The sequence below is a fragment of the Pseudomonas sp. D3 genome (assembly GCF_029320995.1).
In the GTDB taxonomy this organism is placed as follows: Bacteria; Pseudomonadota; Gammaproteobacteria; order Pseudomonadales; family Pseudomonadaceae; genus Aquipseudomonas; species Aquipseudomonas paraveronii.
Window position 1 is genome coordinate 5,779,825 of sequence record NZ_CP119772.1, and the last position, 14,885, is coordinate 5,794,709.

At 61.9% G+C, this 14,885-nt stretch carries 15 protein-coding genes; 2 read left to right on the forward strand and 13 right to left on the reverse strand.

The features are described from left to right. Positions 1 to 3 precede the first annotated feature (3 nt). Complete coding sequence (locus tag P3S72_RS26720; RefSeq protein WP_276195011.1) at positions 4 to 1,329, forward strand: lytic murein transglycosylase; 1,326 nt, start codon at positions 4 to 6, stop codon at positions 1,327 to 1,329. A 128-nt stretch (positions 1,330 to 1,457) separates the two neighbouring features. On the opposite strand, the gene P3S72_RS26725 is transcribed toward P3S72_RS26720, so the two are convergent. The 13 genes from P3S72_RS26725 to P3S72_RS26785 all read right to left on the reverse strand — a co-directional run bounded on the left by P3S72_RS26725 (position 1,458) and on the right by P3S72_RS26785 (position 13,932). Further along, complete coding sequence (locus P3S72_RS26725) at positions 1,458 to 2,378, reverse strand: LD-carboxypeptidase (protein WP_276195012.1); 921 nt, start codon at positions 2,376 to 2,378, stop codon at positions 1,458 to 1,460. Between the two features lie 151 nt (positions 2,379 to 2,529). Continuing rightward, a complete protein-coding gene (gene lipA, locus P3S72_RS26730; protein ID WP_276198000.1) occupies positions 2,530 to 3,531 on the reverse strand; it encodes a lipoyl synthase in 1,002 nt (333 codons plus the stop codon). A gap of 26 nt (positions 3,532 to 3,557) precedes the next feature. Beyond that, positions 3,558 to 4,205: a lipoyl(octanoyl) transferase LipB gene (lipB, locus tag P3S72_RS26735; RefSeq protein WP_247398643.1), complete on the reverse strand. Its 648-nt coding sequence runs from the start codon at positions 4,203 to 4,205 to the stop codon at positions 3,558 to 3,560. Continuing rightward, positions 4,205 to 4,480 carry a DUF493 domain-containing protein gene (locus tag P3S72_RS26740; protein WP_276195013.1) on the reverse strand — a complete coding sequence of 92 codons (276 nt, stop codon included), beginning with the start codon at positions 4,478 to 4,480 and terminating at the stop codon, positions 4,205 to 4,207. The genes lipB and P3S72_RS26740 overlap by 1 nt, the downstream gene beginning before the upstream one ends. 85 nt (positions 4,481 to 4,565) lie before the next feature. After that, positions 4,566 to 5,723, reverse strand: coding sequence for a D-alanyl-D-alanine carboxypeptidase family protein (locus tag P3S72_RS26745; RefSeq protein ID WP_046381929.1), 1,158 nt, complete (start codon positions 5,721 to 5,723; stop codon positions 4,566 to 4,568). A gap of 183 nt (positions 5,724 to 5,906) precedes the next feature. Further along, positions 5,907 to 6,905 carry a septal ring lytic transglycosylase RlpA family protein gene (locus P3S72_RS26750; RefSeq protein ID WP_276195014.1) on the reverse strand — a complete coding sequence of 333 codons (999 nt, stop codon included), beginning with the start codon at positions 6,903 to 6,905 and terminating at the stop codon, positions 5,907 to 5,909. Further along, on the reverse strand, positions 6,905 to 7,915 hold the full coding sequence (gene mltB / locus P3S72_RS26755; RefSeq protein WP_276195015.1) for a lytic murein transglycosylase B: 1,011 nt from the start codon (positions 7,913 to 7,915) through the stop codon (positions 6,905 to 6,907). The genes P3S72_RS26750 and mltB overlap by 1 nt, the downstream gene beginning before the upstream one ends. A 17-nt stretch (positions 7,916 to 7,932) precedes the next feature. After that, positions 7,933 to 9,036 (reverse strand): rod shape-determining protein RodA, encoded by a 1,104-nt coding sequence (gene rodA, locus P3S72_RS26760; protein ID WP_017848344.1) that lies wholly within the window; start codon positions 9,034 to 9,036, stop codon positions 7,933 to 7,935. A 31-nt stretch (positions 9,037 to 9,067) separates the two neighbouring features. Continuing rightward, entirely contained in the window at positions 9,068 to 10,966 is a 1,899-nt protein-coding gene (gene mrdA, locus P3S72_RS26765) for a penicillin-binding protein 2 (protein ID WP_276195016.1), read from the reverse strand. 15 nt (positions 10,967 to 10,981) lie between these two features. Next, a complete protein-coding gene (gene rlmH, locus P3S72_RS26770; protein ID WP_003176297.1) occupies positions 10,982 to 11,449 on the reverse strand; it encodes a 23S rRNA (pseudouridine(1915)-N(3))-methyltransferase RlmH in 468 nt (155 codons plus the stop codon). 9 nt (positions 11,450 to 11,458) lie between these two features. Next, entirely contained in the window at positions 11,459 to 11,953 is a 495-nt protein-coding gene (gene rsfS / locus P3S72_RS26775) for a ribosome silencing factor (RefSeq protein WP_058412893.1), read from the reverse strand. 69 nt (positions 11,954 to 12,022) lie between these two features. Then, entirely contained in the window at positions 12,023 to 12,667 is a 645-nt protein-coding gene (gene nadD, locus P3S72_RS26780; protein WP_253399436.1) for a nicotinate-nucleotide adenylyltransferase, read from the reverse strand. Continuing rightward, entirely contained in the window at positions 12,667 to 13,932 is a 1,266-nt protein-coding gene (locus P3S72_RS26785) for a glutamate-5-semialdehyde dehydrogenase (protein ID WP_276195017.1), read from the reverse strand. Before P3S72_RS26785 ends, nadD begins: the two co-directional genes overlap by 1 nt. Positions 13,933 to 14,106: 174 nt before the next feature. On the opposite strand from P3S72_RS26785, the gene P3S72_RS26790 reads away from it, so the two are divergent. Continuing rightward, a complete protein-coding gene (locus P3S72_RS26790; protein ID WP_276195018.1) occupies positions 14,107 to 14,790 on the forward strand; it encodes a DNA-3-methyladenine glycosylase in 684 nt (227 codons plus the stop codon). Positions 14,791 to 14,885: the final 95 nt, after the last annotated feature.

Consider the following 14,885-nt stretch of genomic DNA (forward strand, 5'->3'; position numbering starts at 1 on the left):
TGCATGCCCTCTCGTCTTTCCCGTCGTTGGCACCTTCGCCAATTGATCGCTGCCTCCAGCCTCATTCTGCTTGTCGCCTGCGCGGAAAAACCCACCGCCGCAGATGCTCAACCCCTGCCAACACTGTCGACCGCACCGGTCGTTGCGCCCGCTGTCGTGGCACCGCTGGCCGTGGACAACCTGGACATCCAGCCCACCCAGACCTTTGCCGAATGGCAGGCCGGTTTCCGTGCGCAAGCCTTGGCGGCCGGGATTACGCCAGCCGTCTTTGATACGGCCTTCGCCAATATCACCCCGGACATGGCAGTGATCCGCGCCGACCGCAGCCAGCCGGAATTTTCCCGCCCGGTGTGGGAATACCTCGACGGCGCGCTGTCGCCAGTACGCGTGCGTAATGGCCAGGCACTGTTGATCAAGTACGCCGACACCCTGCAAAGCATCGAGCAACGTTATGGCGTCGACCGCCAGGCGCTCGTCTCGGTGTGGGGCATGGAGAGTAACTTCGGTCAGTTCCAGGGCAATAACTCGGTGATCCGCTCCCTGGCGACCCTGGCCTACGAAGGTCGGCGCCCAGCCTTTGCCCAGGCGCAATTGCTCGCGGCGCTGCAGATCATCCAGCACGGCGACATCCAGGCCGACCAAATGCGCGGCTCGTGGGCGGGCGCCATGGGCCAGACCCAGTTCATCCCGACCACCTACAACACCCACGCCGTGGACTTCGACGGCGACGGTCGCCGTGATATCTGGAACAGCCCGGCCGACGCCCTCGCCTCCACCGCGCATTACCTGCAAAGCTCCGGCTGGCAGAAAGGCCAGCCGTGGGGTTTCGAAGTCAAACAACTGCCGACCAACTTCGATTACGCCCTGGCCGACGGTGGCGTGCGCAAGACCGTCGCCGACTGGCTGAAACTGGGCATCCAATTGCCGCCGGGGGCGAGCATGCCGCCTAACGTCGACCAGCTCTCCGCCGCCCTGTTGCTGCCGGCGGGTTACCGTGGCCCGGCGTTTCTGGTGCTGGATAACTTCCGCGCAATCCTCAAGTACAACAACTCGTCGTCCTACGCATTGGCCGTTGGCCTGCTGTCGGAGCGCTTCGGCGGAAGCGGTGTGATTCGGGGCGATTGGCCGAAAGATGAACTGCCGCTGAGTCGTTCCCAGCGTATTGATCTGCAGACCGTACTCAGCACCAATGGCTATGACGCGGGCAACCCGGACGGGATTATCGGCGCTAACACGCGCAAGGCGATCCGTGCGGCGCAACAGTCACTGGGCTGGCCGGCGGATGGTTATCCGACGGTGAAATTGCTGGAGTCGTTGCAGAACCGTTAGATCGGCTTATGGCAACTACCGCTATCGGGGGCAAGCCCCCTCCCACATTTGACTGCATTTCAAAGGATGTACGCGGTCCAAATGTGGGAGGGAGCTTGCTCCCGATAGCGGTTTAGCAGACGACAGATTCAGGGGTTGAACACCACATCCTGCTCCAACACCACCCGCTGCTCCCCCGCATCCAACCGCACCCACGCCCCCATCGGCAGCGTCAGGTTCGGATCGCAATGCCCACTGCGCCAGCCGGACAGTACCGGGATGCGTAGCGGTTCGAAGGTCTGTTTCAGCAGCCGCTCCAACGCGGCGTTATCCACACCCGCCACATCCCCCACCAGCACACCCGCTACCTGGGCCAGCTTGCCGGCCAGGCGCAGATGCGTCAGCAAGCGGTCGATGCGGTAGATCGGCTCGTTGACGTCTTCGATAAACAGAATGATGCCCTCGGCATCGATTTCGTAGGACGTGCCCATCACCGCTGCGATCATCGACAGGTTGCCGCCGAGCAAGCGCCCACAGGCGATACCGGGCTCGATCGTGGTCAACGGGTAGGCTGCAGGGTGAGTCAGCACGCTGCCTGCGCCGAGCTGGCCACGCAGCATGTTGAACAGCGACGATTCGGTCGGTGGCTGCTTGTCGCCGAGCAGGTCGGCATTCAGCATCGGGCCGTGGAAGGTCACAAAACCGGCATAGCGGTTGATTGCCAGGTGCAACGCGGTGATGTCGCTATACCCCACAAATGGCTTGGGGTTGGCGCGCAGCAGGTCGAAGTCCAGGCGGTCCAGCAGGCGGGGCGTGCCGTAGCCGCCGCGCAGGCAGAAAATCGCATCAATCGCGGGGTCGGCGAAGGCGGCGTGCAGGTCGTGCAGGCGCATGTCATCGCTGCCAGCCAGGTAGCCGTCGCGTTCATATACACCCGCGAAGATGCGCAGCTCATAGCCACGGGCGCGCATCCATTGCCCGGCTTTTTCCACGTCCAGCGCGGCAGGGCCGGCGGGCGCGATCAGGCCAATGGTGGCTTCAGAACGCAATGCAGGTACGGCGGCGGTCATCCACGATTCTCCCTAATCAACGCGGAACGAAATGTGGGAGGGGGATTGCCCCCGATAGCGGTGGTTCAGTCACCAGAGGCAGTGACTGACACTCTGCAATCGGGGGCAAGCCCCCTCCCACATTGGACCTGCGGTGTTGCACAAATGCCTATCAGGAAACCAGGCTAGCCTTGACCAGCTTGGCCTGCTCGTCGGCGTGGTACGAGGAACGTACCAGCGGGCCCGACGCCACGTTCTTGAAGCCCATCTTGTAGCCTTCCTCGGCGAACCAGGCGAAGACGTCCGGGTGTACGAAACGCTGCACCGGCAAGTGGCTGCGGGACGGCTGCAGGTATTGGCCCAGGGTCAGCATGTCGATGTCGTGTTCGCGCATGCGCTGCATGACTTCGATCACTTCTTCGTCGGTTTCGCCCAGGCCCAGCATCAGGCCGGACTTGGTTGGGATGTGCGGCATCATCTGCTTGAACTTCTGCAGCAGGGTCAGCGACCACTGGTAGTCCGAACCTGGGCGCGCAGCCTTGTACAGGCGTGGCACGGTTTCCAGGTTGTGGTTGAACACATCCGGCGGCTCGGCGGCGGTGATTTCCAGCGCGACGTCCATGCGGCCACGGTAGTCCGGCACCAGGGTTTCGAGCATCACGTCCGGCGACAGCTTGCGGATTTCGCGGATGCAGTCGGCAAAGTGCTGGGCACCGCCGTCACGCAGGTCGTCGCGGTCGACCGAGGTGATCACTACGTACTTGAGCTTCAGGTCGGCGATGGCGATGGCCAGGCTTGCCGGCTCGTTGACGTCCAGCGGCTTCGGCCGGCCGTGGCCGACGTCGCAGAACGGGCAACGACGGGTGCAGATGTCACCCATGATCATGAAGGTGGCGGTGCCGCCGGAGAAGCATTCGCCCAGGTTCGGGCAGGACGCTTCTTCGCACACGCTGTGCAGCTTGTGCTTGCGCAGCAAAGCCTTGATCCGGTCGACTTCCGGCGAGACCGGGATGCGCACGCGAATCCAGTCAGGCTTTTTCGGCAGTTCGGTGGTCGGGATGATCTTGACCGGGATGCGTGCAACCTTGTCGGCGCCGCGCAGCTTGACGCCGGCTTCCACCTTGGCACGCGGGGCCGGGGCCGGACGCTCGGTGACGTCCAGCGTCGGGATCATGGTTTGCACTGCATCAGTAGTCATAGTCAGTCGATTCCGCCCGTAAGGGTCGTCTGCTCAGCATAGTCGAGGTGTTTGACGAGCTGCGCACGCAGCCGGGCACTTACCTCGGCAAATTTAATCGGTGTGGCGTGGTCGCTCAACTGGGTCATCGCCAACCCGGCATAACCGCAAGGGTTGATACGCCGGAACGGCGCCAGGTCCATGTCCACATTCAGCGCCAGGCCATGAAACGAACAACCGTGGCGAATGCGCAGCCCCAGGGAGGCGATTTTCGCGCCATCCACATACACACCGGGCGCATCGGGCTTGGCCGTGGCGCTCACGCCGTAACTGGCCAACAGCTCGATCAGGCAAGCCTCCATGCGGTTCACCAGGTCGCGCACGCCAAACCCCAGCTTGCGCACGTCCAGCAGCAGATACGCCACCAGTTGACCGGGCCCATGGTAAGTCACTTGCCCCCCTCGGTCGACCTGCACCACCGGAATATCACCCGGAAGTAGTAGATGCTCGGCCTTGCCGGCCTGGCCCTGGGTGAACACCGGCGGGTGCTCCACCAGCCAGATTTCATCGGGAGCCGAGCTGCCGCGCTCGTTGGTGAAGCGCTGCATGGCGTGCCAGACGGGCTCGTAGTCCATCCGACCGAGCTCGCGAAAGCCCAGGACCTGTGGCATCACAGCACCATGTGTACGAAGCCGGTGGCCCGCAGTTCGCTGTTGATGTCGTAGAGCTGGTCTTGACCGATCGCAACGATGTGCAATTGGATCGTGGTGTACTTACCGTTGGTGCTCGAACGCTCATCCACACGGTTGTCGTTGATCGTCGCGTGTTTACGCACGATGTCGATAATCTTGTCCTTGTTGCCCACACCGGTATCGCTGATCACCTTGACGGGATAATCCGTCACCGGGAATTCGATCTTTGGCGCCTTTACTTCTTTATCGGTCATGGCGTAACAGCCTCGTAAGCGTAAGCCGTGGCGACGGGCAAAGCCCCGTGTCGGATCAACACGGGGCTTTGCAGGTGCACACTTATCAGTTGAACAAGCTGTAGAAGAATAGACGGATGCTATCCCACACGCGGCGGAAGATACCACCTTCGTCGACGGCGTCCAGGGCGATCAGGTCGGCACTGTGTACCACTTTATCGTCCAGTTTCACTTCGACCTTGCCGATCACGTCGCCCTTGGCGATTGGCGCAACCAGGTGCGGGTTCATGGTCATGCTGGCAGCGAGCTTTTTCAACTGGCCTTTAGGCATGGTCAGGGTCAGGTCTTCAGCCAGGCCGGCCTTGACTTGCGAGGTCGCGCCTTTCCATACCGGCGCGGTCGCCAGTTCAGCACCCTTCTGATAGAAGGTCTGGGTTTCGAAGAAGCGGAAACCGTAGGTCAGCAGTTTTTGCGTCTCGGCCGCACGGGCCTGCTCGCTGTTGGTGCCGAAGACCACGGCGATCAGGCGCTGGCCATCACGCACGGCGGACGACACCATGCAGTAGCCGGCTTCTTCGGTGTGACCGGTTTTCAGACCGTCAACGGTCTTGTCGCGCCACAGCAGCAGGTTGCGGTTAGGCTGCTTGATGTTGTTCCAGAAGAATTCCTTCTGGGAGTAGATCGCGTAGTGGACCGGGTCGACACGAATGATCGCGCGCGCCAGGATCGCCATGTCGTGAGCCGACGAGTAGTGCTCTGGGTTCGGCAGACCGGTCGGGTTCATGAAGTGGCTGTTGGTCATGCCCAGGTCGGCCACGGTTTTGTTCATCATGTCGGCGAACGCGTCTTCGCTGCCGGCGATGTGCTCGGACAGGGCGACGCTGGCGTCGTTACCGGACTGGATGATGATGCCGTGCAGCAGATCGCTGACCGTCACCTGCGAACCGACCTTGATGAACATCCGTGAACCGCCGGTGCGCCAGGCGTTTTCGCTGACGGTCACCGGGTCGTTTTCGCCGATCTGGCCGCGACGGATTTCCAGGGTCGCAATGTAGGCCGTCATCAGCTTGGTCAAGCTGGCGGGTGGCAGGCGCTGGTCACCGTTGTTTTCCACCAGCACGTTGCCACTGGCGGCATCCATGAGGACCCAGGCCTTGGCGGCCAGTTGCGGTGAAGCCGGCACCATTTCAACCGCCCAGGCGGCCGGGGTGATGATCAGCGAGATAAGCAGGCACGTGCGTTTGGCTAAGGTGATGATGTTCATCCGTCTCTCGAAATTACTTATGGAAACTTGCCCTCGCGGGCAAAACTTATTCAGACAGCCCGTTACCAGTCTGTCGCGTGTTCGGTTGCCTGCCCACCCCTTGCCCCTGGGTTTTATTGTTCAACGAGCCAACAACCAGGGCTCAGGCGCGCGCACGAACCTGAACCTTCAATCCTTTACGGTTTATTCGGCGCTGACCACGCTGGGTTGCCCCAGGTTGGCCAAACGCACGCTGTTCTGCACTTGCGCGACCTCGCTCGGCGAACCGATCGGGCCCATGCGCACGCGGTGCAAGGTCTGTTGATTGCGCACGATGGAGCTGATGAAGACCGGCGCATTGACCATGCCGCTCAGCTTGGACCTTAACAGCTCTGCCGCATCCGGGTTGGCGAAAGCGCCCACTTGCAGGTATTGCCCGCCAGCGGCCGAGGCACCCGGCGCAGCGCGGGGCACGACGACCGTGTCAGGGGCGTGCTGTTGCGCAGGTGGCGTCCACTGCTCGATCTTGCCGGTCGACGCCGTCACTTGGGGTTGCGCGACCTGCGGCTCGTTGAGCATCAAGGGTGCCGGCTTACCACGCTGGGCCCAGTATTGCGCGGGGTCGATCCCTTCGACCTTGACCCGCGCGGTGCCGGTTTCGGCATAACCGAGTTTCTTCGCGGCAGCGTAGGACAAGTCGATGATCCGGTCCGAATAGAACGGCCCGCGATCGTTGACCCGCAGGATCACCGTGCGATTGTTGTCCAGGTTGGTCACGCGCACATAGCTGGGCAGCGGCAGGGTCTTGTGGGCCGCGCTCATGCCGTACAGGTCATAGACCTCGCCATTGGCCGTGTTCTGGCCGTGGAACTTGGTGCCGTACCACGACGCTGTACCCGACTGTACGTAGGTCTTGGAGTCCTGCAGCGGGAAGTAATTCTTGCCCAGCACGGTATAGGGGTTGGCCTTGTACGGGCCGGTGTGCAGGGTTGGCGTGGCATCCGGGATTTTCGACACGTCGACGTCCCACCACGGCGCACCGTCTTTATGCGCGCGGTTGATGTCCAGGCCCGGCTGGGAACGAACGGCGGCCCCCCCGGACTTTTGCGTCGGCGCGCGACTGGTGGAGCAACTGGCAACCAGCAAGGACAACGCGGCAAACGCCACCAGCTTGAGCGGTTTTTTCAACGGCGATGCCCGCATTACTTGTTGCCCCGTGCTTGGACCAGCATGTCAGACAGTTGATGCACGGCCATGGCGTACATCACACTGCGGTTATAACGCGTGATTGCGTAGAAATTCTTCAGGCCCATCCAGTATTCAGGGCCGTTTTCGCCTTCCAGGCGGAAAGCCGTAACCGGCATATCATCGCGCAGCGCATCATGACTTGACCAGCCCAGCGCCCGCAACTCCCCGACCGTCTTGGCCGGCTCGATACCCTGGGTCAGGCCTTCATCGGCGCGCTCACCGCTCACGTCGGCACGGCTGACCACCGGTTCGCCGCCCACCCAGCCATGGCGCTTGAAGTAGCTGGCCACGCTGCCGATGGCATCGTCCGGGTTGCTCCAGATATTGATATGGCCGTCGCCGTCAAAGTCCACCGCGTAGGCGCGAAAGCTGCTCGGCATAAACTGCGGCAAGCCCATCGCACCGGCGTAGGAGCCTTTGAGGGTCAGCGGGTCGACCTGTTCTTCGCGGGCCAGCAGCAGGAATTCGCGCAGTTCCTTACGGAAAAAATCGGCGCGGGGCGGGTAATCGAAGCCCAGGGTCGACAAGGCGTCGATCACCCGATAACTGCCGGTATTGCGCCCGTAGAAGGTTTCAATGCCAATGATCGAGACAATCACCTGGGCGGGCACGCCATATTCCTGCTCGGCGCGGGCCAGCACGGCTTCGTGCTCGCGCCAGAAGTCCACACCCCGTGCCACGCGGGCATCGGTCAGGAACATCGGGCGATAGTCCTTCCACTGCTTCACGCGCTCGGCCGGGCGGGAGATGGCGTCAAGGATCGCCTGCTTGCGCTGCGCCTCGCGGAACACGCCCATCAGCTGTTCACCGGCGAAGCCGTAGTCGCGGGTCATCTCACCGACGAACTCGGCGACTTGGGGCGAACCATCGTAGTCACCGGCCCGCGCCTCGTGCATGGCGCCCAGCAGCCCAATCAGGCTCATCCAGGACGCATGCCGAGTCGCCCAGCAGCGCATTACTTGCATTGACATCTTCACCTTATTCAAACCTGTGCGATCCATTTGCGATGCGTATGAATCGACATCAAAACCCCAAACGCTGACATCAATGTCACCAGCGAAGTTCCGCCGTAGCTAATGAACGGCAACGGCACCCCAACCACCGGCAACAGGCCACTGACCATACCGATGTTGACGAAAACGTAAACAAAAAAAGTCATGGTCAACGAACCCGCCAGCAATTTGCCGAACAACGTCTGCGCCTGCGCGGTGATCACCAGGCCACGACCAATCAACAGTAAATAGATCAATAGCAACGCGCAAATGCCCACCAGGCCGAACTCTTCGCCCATCACCGCAATAATGAAATCGGTGTGGCTCTCAGGCAAAAAGTCCAGGTGCGACTGGGTGCCCATCAGCCAGCCTTTGCCAAAGACACCGCCAGAACCGATGGCCGCCTTCGACTGGATGATGTTCCAGCCAGTACCCAGCGGATCGCTCTCCGGGTCGAGAAACGTGAGAATCCGCTGCTTCTGGTAGTCATGCATAAAGAAGAACCACATGGCCACGGCCACCGGAACGGCGGCGGCGAGCACGCTGAGAATCCAGCGCCAGCGCAAGCCGCCCATGAACAGCACGAACGCGCCGCCCGCCAGGATCAGCAGCGAGGTACCGAGGTCCGGCTGGCGCACGATGAGGATAAACGGCACGCCGATCAGGATCAGGCTGATCCCCACATGCTTGAGTTGCGGCGGCAAGGTGCGCTTGGACAAGTACCAGGCGATGGTCGCCGGCATCAAGATCTTCATGAATTCCGACGGTTGGAAGCGAATCACCCCCGGAATATTGATCCAGCGGGTAGCGCCCATGGCGTTGTGGCCCATCACGTCCACCACCACCAGCAGCAACACGCCAGCGACATACCCCAACGGCACCCAGCGCGCCATGAAACGCGGCTCCAACTGGGCAATCACCACCATCGACAACAGGCCCAGGCCGAACGACGACGCTTGCTTGATCAGCAGGTCCCAGTTCTTGCCGCTGGCCGAATACAGTACGAACAGGCTGCCGGCCGCCAGGGTCAGCAGCAGGATCAGCAACGGGCCATCAATGTGCATGCGCTGCAGCAATGTCGCGCGGCGACGCATCACATCCTCGCTGGAAAGGATGCGGTCAAAATTACTCTTCACTGGCCGTAACCTCGGTGCTTGAAGGGGGGCCGCCATATTCGGGCTTGAGCTTGCCGTCGTCGGTCAACAGCCAGGCATCCATCACTTGACGGACCACTGGCGCCGCGACGCCCGAACCGGACTCGCCGTTCTCGACCATCACGGCGACCACGATCTTAGGGTCGTCCGCCGGGGCGAAGCCGACAAACAAGGCGTGGTCGCGGTGGCGTTCCTGAACTTTGGAACGGTCATATTTTTCGCCTTGCTTGATCGCGACCACCTGGGCCGTACCGCTCTTGCCAGCAATGCGATATTGCGCCCCGATCGCCGCCTTGCGCGCCGTGCCCCGGGCGCCGTGCATCACCTGCTGCATGCCGTGGTTGACCTTGGTCCAGTCCGACGGGTCACGCAGCACAATGTCCGGAATCGGGTTTGCATCCACCGGCTTTTCGCCCTCGATGGTGCGGGCCAGGTGTGGCCGGTTCCAGATGCCTTTGTTGGCGACCAGTGCCGTGGCCTGGGCCAGTTGCAGCGGCGTGGCCTGCATGTAGCCCTGGCCGATGCCGAGGATCAGCGTCTCGCCGGGGAACCACGCCTGACGGCGGGTTGCACGTTTCCATTCGCGCGACGGCATCAGGCCGGGCGACTCTTCGAACATGTCCAGGGAGACTTTCTGACCGAGCCCGAACTTGCCCATGTAGGCCGACAGGCGATCGATCCCCAGCTTGTGGGCCAGGTCATAAAAATAGGTGTCGTTGGAACGCATGATTGCGGTGTCCAGGTCGACATAGCCGTCACCGGTGCGGTTCCAGTTACGGTATTTGTGATCGTAATTAGGCAGCATGTAATAGCCGGGGTCGAACACACGACTCGACGCCGTGACCACGCCCGCGTCCAGGCCGGCAATCGCCACCGCCGGCTTGATCGTCGAACCCGGCGGATACAGGCCGCGCAACACCCGGTTGAACAGCGGCCGGTCGATGGAATCGCGCAGCTCGGCGTAGGCCTTGAAGCTGATCCCCGTCACGAACAGGTTGGGGTCGAAACTGGGCTGGCTGACCATGGCCAGGACTTCGCCCGTATTCGGGTCCAGCGCCACCACAGCACCACGTCGCCCACCCAGGGCCATCTCGGCGGCTTCCTGCAGCTTGATGTCCAGGCTCAGCACAATGTCCTTGCCCGGCACCGGGTCGGTACGCTTGAGCACCCGCAGCACGCGGCCGCGAGCGTTGGTCTCGACCTCTTCGTAACCCACCTGGCCGTGCAGCTCGGGCTCGTAGAAGCGCTCGATGCCGGTCTTGCCGATATGGTGGGTGCCGCTGTAATTGACCGGGTCGAGGCTTTTCAGCTCTTTCTCGTTGATCCGCCCCATATAACCGACGGAGTGCGCGAAGTGCGGCCCTTGCGGGTAATGCCGCACCAGTTGCGCCACCACTTCCACGCCCGGCAAGCGGAACTGGTTCACCGCAATCCGGGCGATCTGCTCTTCGGTCAGCTCAAACAGGATCGGCACCGGCTCGAACGGCCGACGCCCCTGTTTCATGCGCTTTTCGAAGATCGCCCGGTCTTCCGGGGTCAGTTGCAGCACGTCGACGATCACATCGAGGACCTGCTGCCAGTCGCCGGAGCGTTCGCGGGTCATGCTCAGGCTGAAGCTGGGCCGGTTATCCGCGACCACCACGCCGTTGCGGTCGAAAATCAGGCCACGGGTCGGCGGAATCGGCTGCACATGCACCCGGTTGTTTTCCGACAGTGTGGAGTGATACTCGTACTGGATCACCTGCAGGAAATACAGGCGCGCAATCAACACCCCGATCAACGTCACCACCATGATCGCGCCAAAAACCACGCGCGCGCGTACCAGACGTGCGTCTTTCTCGTGGTCCTTGATGCGGATCGGCTGAGTCATCGGGAGGGGCGCAGACTATTTGTGGTAAGGGTGCCCGGACAGAACTGTCCAGGCGCGATACAGCTGTTCACCGATCAGAATCCTTACCAACGGGTGCGGCAACGTCAGCGCCGACAGCGACCAGCGTTGGTCCGCCCGCGCACAGACCTCCGGCGCCAGCCCCTCGGGGCCGCCGACCATGAAGTTGACAGTGCGCGAGTCCAGGCGCCAGCGATCCAGTTCAACCGCCAATTGCTCGGTGCTCCAGGGCTTGCCGTGGACTTCGAGGGTGACGATGCGCTCGTTGGGGCCGACCTTGGCCAGCATGGCTTCGCCTTCCTGACGGATAAAGCGAGCCACATCGGCGTTCTTGCCCCGGGTGTTGAGCGGTATTTCCACCAGCTCAAGCGACAGCTCGGCGGGCAGACGCTTGGCATATTCGTGCCAGCCTTCTTCCACCCACTTGGGCATGCGTGAACCGACAGCGATCAGACGCAGGCGCACAGCCGTTCCTTATTCCTGGTCTTTGTTGAGCTTGTCGAAGTGCGCATGGCCCACTTCAGGGTTGTGGTGCTTGCCATCCGCCGCGCGGCTCTGCTCGGCACCTTTCCACAAACGCTCCAGGTCGTAGAACTGACGGGCGTTGGAGGTCATCATGTGAACGATCACGTCGTCCATGTCCAGCAGCACCCAGTCGCTGTCGCCCTTGCCTTCTTCACCCAGCGGCTTCACGCCTTGGGCTTTGACGGCTTCGCGCACTTTGTCCAGCATCGCGCCGATCTGGCGGTTGGAGGTACCGGTGGCGATGATCATGAAGTCGGTGATGCTCTGCTTGTCGCGCACGTCCAGCACCTGGATGTCCTGGGCCTTGACGTCTTCCAGGGCAGCCACGGCGACTTTCACCAGCTCTTCGCCAGCCAGTTCCGGGCCAACATGGGCTTCAACCGGCAGTGGCGCGCTTTTGAAGGTGCCTTTGCGCTTAACTTTGCTTACGTCTTTGTTCGTCATATAAAACTCGTTTTGCTCGTATGTTCGGGCGCTCGCTGCACGATTGTTCGTGCGTTCAAGCGCGCCTTTTCAGTTCGACGCACGGTAAAGTCCGTGCGCATCGATGTAGGCCAGGACCGCGTCAGGCACCAGGAAACGTACCGACTTCCCGCTGGCCAGCAGTTGACGGATCTGGGTGGCGGACACCGCAAGCGGGGTCTGCCAGACGAATGCAATATTCCCGTTCGGCCCGGTCAGGGCCAAGGGGTCACTTACCGACCGCGCGGCCAGCAGGTTGCGCAAGGCATCCGGCGGTTCGCTGTCGGCATCCGGGCGTTGCAAAACCAGGATGTGGCAATGCTGGAGGAGTTCCTCCCAGCGATGCCAAGAGGGCAGGCCGCAAAATGCGTCCCAGCCCAAAAGCAGAAACAACTGGTCGTCCGCGGCCAACTCGGCACGCATCAGCTCCAGGGTGTCGACAGTGTAGGACGGTTTATCGCGCTTGAGCTCGCGGTCGTCCACCACCAACGGCGGTATGCCAGCGACGGCAAGGCGCACCATTTCCAGGCGCTGCTGCGCTGACACCTGCGGCGTATCGCGGTGCGGCGGCCGGGCATTGGGGATCACACGCAATTCGTCCAGCGCAAGGGCATCCGCGACTTCCAGGGCGCTGCGCAAATGGCCGATATGCACGGGGTCAAAAGTGCCGCCGAGCAACCCGATGCGTTTACCCATCAAGTGCGCACATGACCGTCGCCGAACACTACATACTTCTCGCTGGTCAGGCCTTCCAGGCCAACCGGGCCGCGTGCGTGGAGCTTGTCGGTGGAGATACCGATCTCCGCCCCCAGGCCATACTCGAAGCCGTCGGCAAAGCGCGTCGAGGCGTTGACCATCACCGAAGCGGAGTCCACTTCGGTGAGGAAACGCCGGGCATCGCTGAAATGCTCGGTAACAATGGCGTCGGTGTGCTTGGAGCCGTATTTGTTGATGTGTTCGATGGCCTGGTCAAGGTCGTCGACGATGCGGATCGACAGGATCGGCGCCGTGTACTCGGTGTACCAGTCTTGCTCGGTGGCTTCGATCACGTCCGCGCCGAGCAGCGCACGGGTACGCTCGCAACCACGCAGTTCAACACCCTTGTCGCGGTAGATGGCAGCCAGCGGCGGCAGCACGCGATCGGCAATGCCGGCGTGCACCAGCAGGGTTTCCATGGTGTTGCACGGGGCGTAACGGTGCGTCTTGGCGTTGTCGGCGATGCGGATCGCCTTGTCGATGTCGGCCGCGATGTCGATGTAAACGTGGCAGACGCCGTCCAGATGCTTGATCACCGGCACCTTGGCATCACGGCTGACGCGTTCGATCAGGCTCTTGCCACCGCGCGGCACGATCACGTCGACGAATTCCGGCATGGTGATCAGCGCGCCGACGGCGGCGCGGTCGGTGGTTTCCACCACTTGCACCACTTCGGCCGGCAACTCGGCCACGGCCAGGCCTTGCTGGATGCAGGCGGCAATCGCGCGATTGGAATGAATCGCCTCGGAACCGCCACGCAGGATGGTCGCGTTGCCGGACTTGAGGCACAGGCTCGCCGCATCGATGGTCACGTTCGGGCGCGACTCATAGATGATACCGATCACGCCCAGGGGCACGCGCATCTTGCCGACCTGAATGCCGGACGGCAGGTAACGCATATCGCGGATTTCACCGATGGGGTCAGGCAGCTTGGCGACCTGACGCAGGCCTTCGATCATGTCGTCGATACGCGCAGGGGTCAGCGCCAGGCGGTCGAGCAGCGCCGGCTCCAGGCCATTGGCGCGGCCGTGGGCCAGGTCCAGTTCGTTGGCGGCAGCCAACTCGGAGCGCGAAGCATCCAGAGCATCGGCGGCGGCCAACAAGGCGCGGTTCTTCTGTGCGGTGCTCGCACGGGCGATCAACCGCGAGGCCTGACGGGCAGCGCGACCCAGGCGGGTCATGTAGTCAAGAACGGACTCAGTCATGGTCAGGGAGTCTTGGCAAAGAGGAAAGCGGCAGATTATAGCTGTGACGCCGCCCGACTGACAGCGGTGAGGGGCGGATGGTCGAAATGAACTGTAAAAACCTGGGGTTCAGCCGTAATTAAGGTGGGAGTTGTTATTATTCCGTCACATTTAGCCGTATTTACCCTGAACGCCATGTCGAGTGTTACCTCCCAACTCCCCGCCAGCGCCCTGCCCGACCGCTTCTTCGACCGCGATGCGCAACTCCTTGCGCGGGAATTGCTCGGCAAAGTCATCCGCCATCGTGTCGGAGATATCTGGCTTTCGGCACGGATTATTGAAACCGAAGCGTATTACATGGCCGAAAAAGGCAGCCATGCCTCACTGGGCTACACAGAAAAGCGTAAGGCTTTGTTTCTGGATGGTGGGCATATCTATATGTACTACGCCCGTGGCGGCGATTCGCTGAACTTCAGCGCCCAAGGCCCGGGCAATGCGGTATTGATCAAATCCGCCTATCCCTGGGTCGATGACATCTGCGGCCCGGCGAGTTTGGCGCAGATGCTGCTGAACAACCCGGACGCCAATGGCGGCCCGCGCCCCTCGCAGAAGCTCTGCGCCGGCCAGACCTTGCTGTGCAAGGCGCTGGGCCTGAAAGTACCAATGTGGGATGCCAAGCGCTTCGAACAGGAGCGGCTCTATGTGGAAGACGTCGGCCAGGTGCCGATGCACATTATCCAGACCACTCGCCTGGGCATTCCCAGCGGCAGGGATGAACACTTGATGTACCGCTTCGTCGATGCTGGCTATGCGGCCTATTGCACGCGGAACCCGCTGCGCCGGGGCCAGGTAGAAGGCCGCGACTATTTTTTGCTTTGAAGGCTTGAACCGGTTGTTCCTGCTGGAAATGGCTACCTGCAACGCAACCGATCCTCTGTGGGCGCTGATCGTCGGTGGATTGCCAATTGAAAAAA

Bases quoted from the DNA above. Each gene is read 5' to 3' on its own strand.
- rodA (WP_017848344.1), bottom strand. From the start codon at position 9,036: ATGCGTCGCCGCGCGACATTGCTGCAGCGCATGCACATTGATGGCCCG.
- P3S72_RS26725 (WP_276195012.1), bottom strand. From the start codon at position 2,378: ATGACCGCCGCCGTACCTGCATTGCGTTCTGAAGCCACCATTGGCCTG.
- P3S72_RS26785 (WP_276195017.1), bottom strand. From the start codon at position 13,932: ATGACTGAGTCCGTTCTTGACTACATGACCCGCCTGGGTCGCGCTGCC.
- P3S72_RS26720 (WP_276195011.1), top strand. From the start codon at position 4: ATGCCCTCTCGTCTTTCCCGTCGTTGGCACCTTCGCCAATTGATCGCT.
- rsfS (WP_058412893.1), bottom strand. From the start codon at position 11,953: ATGACGAACAAAGACGTAAGCAAAGTTAAGCGCAAAGGCACCTTCAAA.
- lipA (WP_276198000.1), bottom strand. From the start codon at position 3,531: ATGATCCCGACGCTGGACGTCACCGAGCGTCCGGCCCCGGCCCCGCGT.
- lipB (WP_247398643.1), bottom strand. From the start codon at position 4,205: ATGCCACAGGTCCTGGGCTTTCGCGAGCTCGGTCGGATGGACTACGAG.
- P3S72_RS26740 (WP_276195013.1), bottom strand. From the start codon at position 4,480: ATGACCGATAAAGAAGTAAAGGCGCCAAAGATCGAATTCCCGGTGACG.
- nadD (WP_253399436.1), bottom strand. From the start codon at position 12,667: ATGGGTAAACGCATCGGGTTGCTCGGCGGCACTTTTGACCCCGTGCAT.
- P3S72_RS26790 (WP_276195018.1), top strand. From the start codon at position 14,107: ATGTCGAGTGTTACCTCCCAACTCCCCGCCAGCGCCCTGCCCGACCGC.
- mrdA (WP_276195016.1), bottom strand. From the start codon at position 10,966: ATGACTCAGCCGATCCGCATCAAGGACCACGAGAAAGACGCACGTCTG.
- P3S72_RS26745 (WP_046381929.1), bottom strand. From the start codon at position 5,723: ATGAACATCATCACCTTAGCCAAACGCACGTGCCTGCTTATCTCGCTG.
- mltB (WP_276195015.1), bottom strand. From the start codon at position 7,915: ATGCAAGTAATGCGCTGCTGGGCGACTCGGCATGCGTCCTGGATGAGC.
- P3S72_RS26750 (WP_276195014.1), bottom strand. From the start codon at position 6,905: ATGCGGGCATCGCCGTTGAAAAAACCGCTCAAGCTGGTGGCGTTTGCC.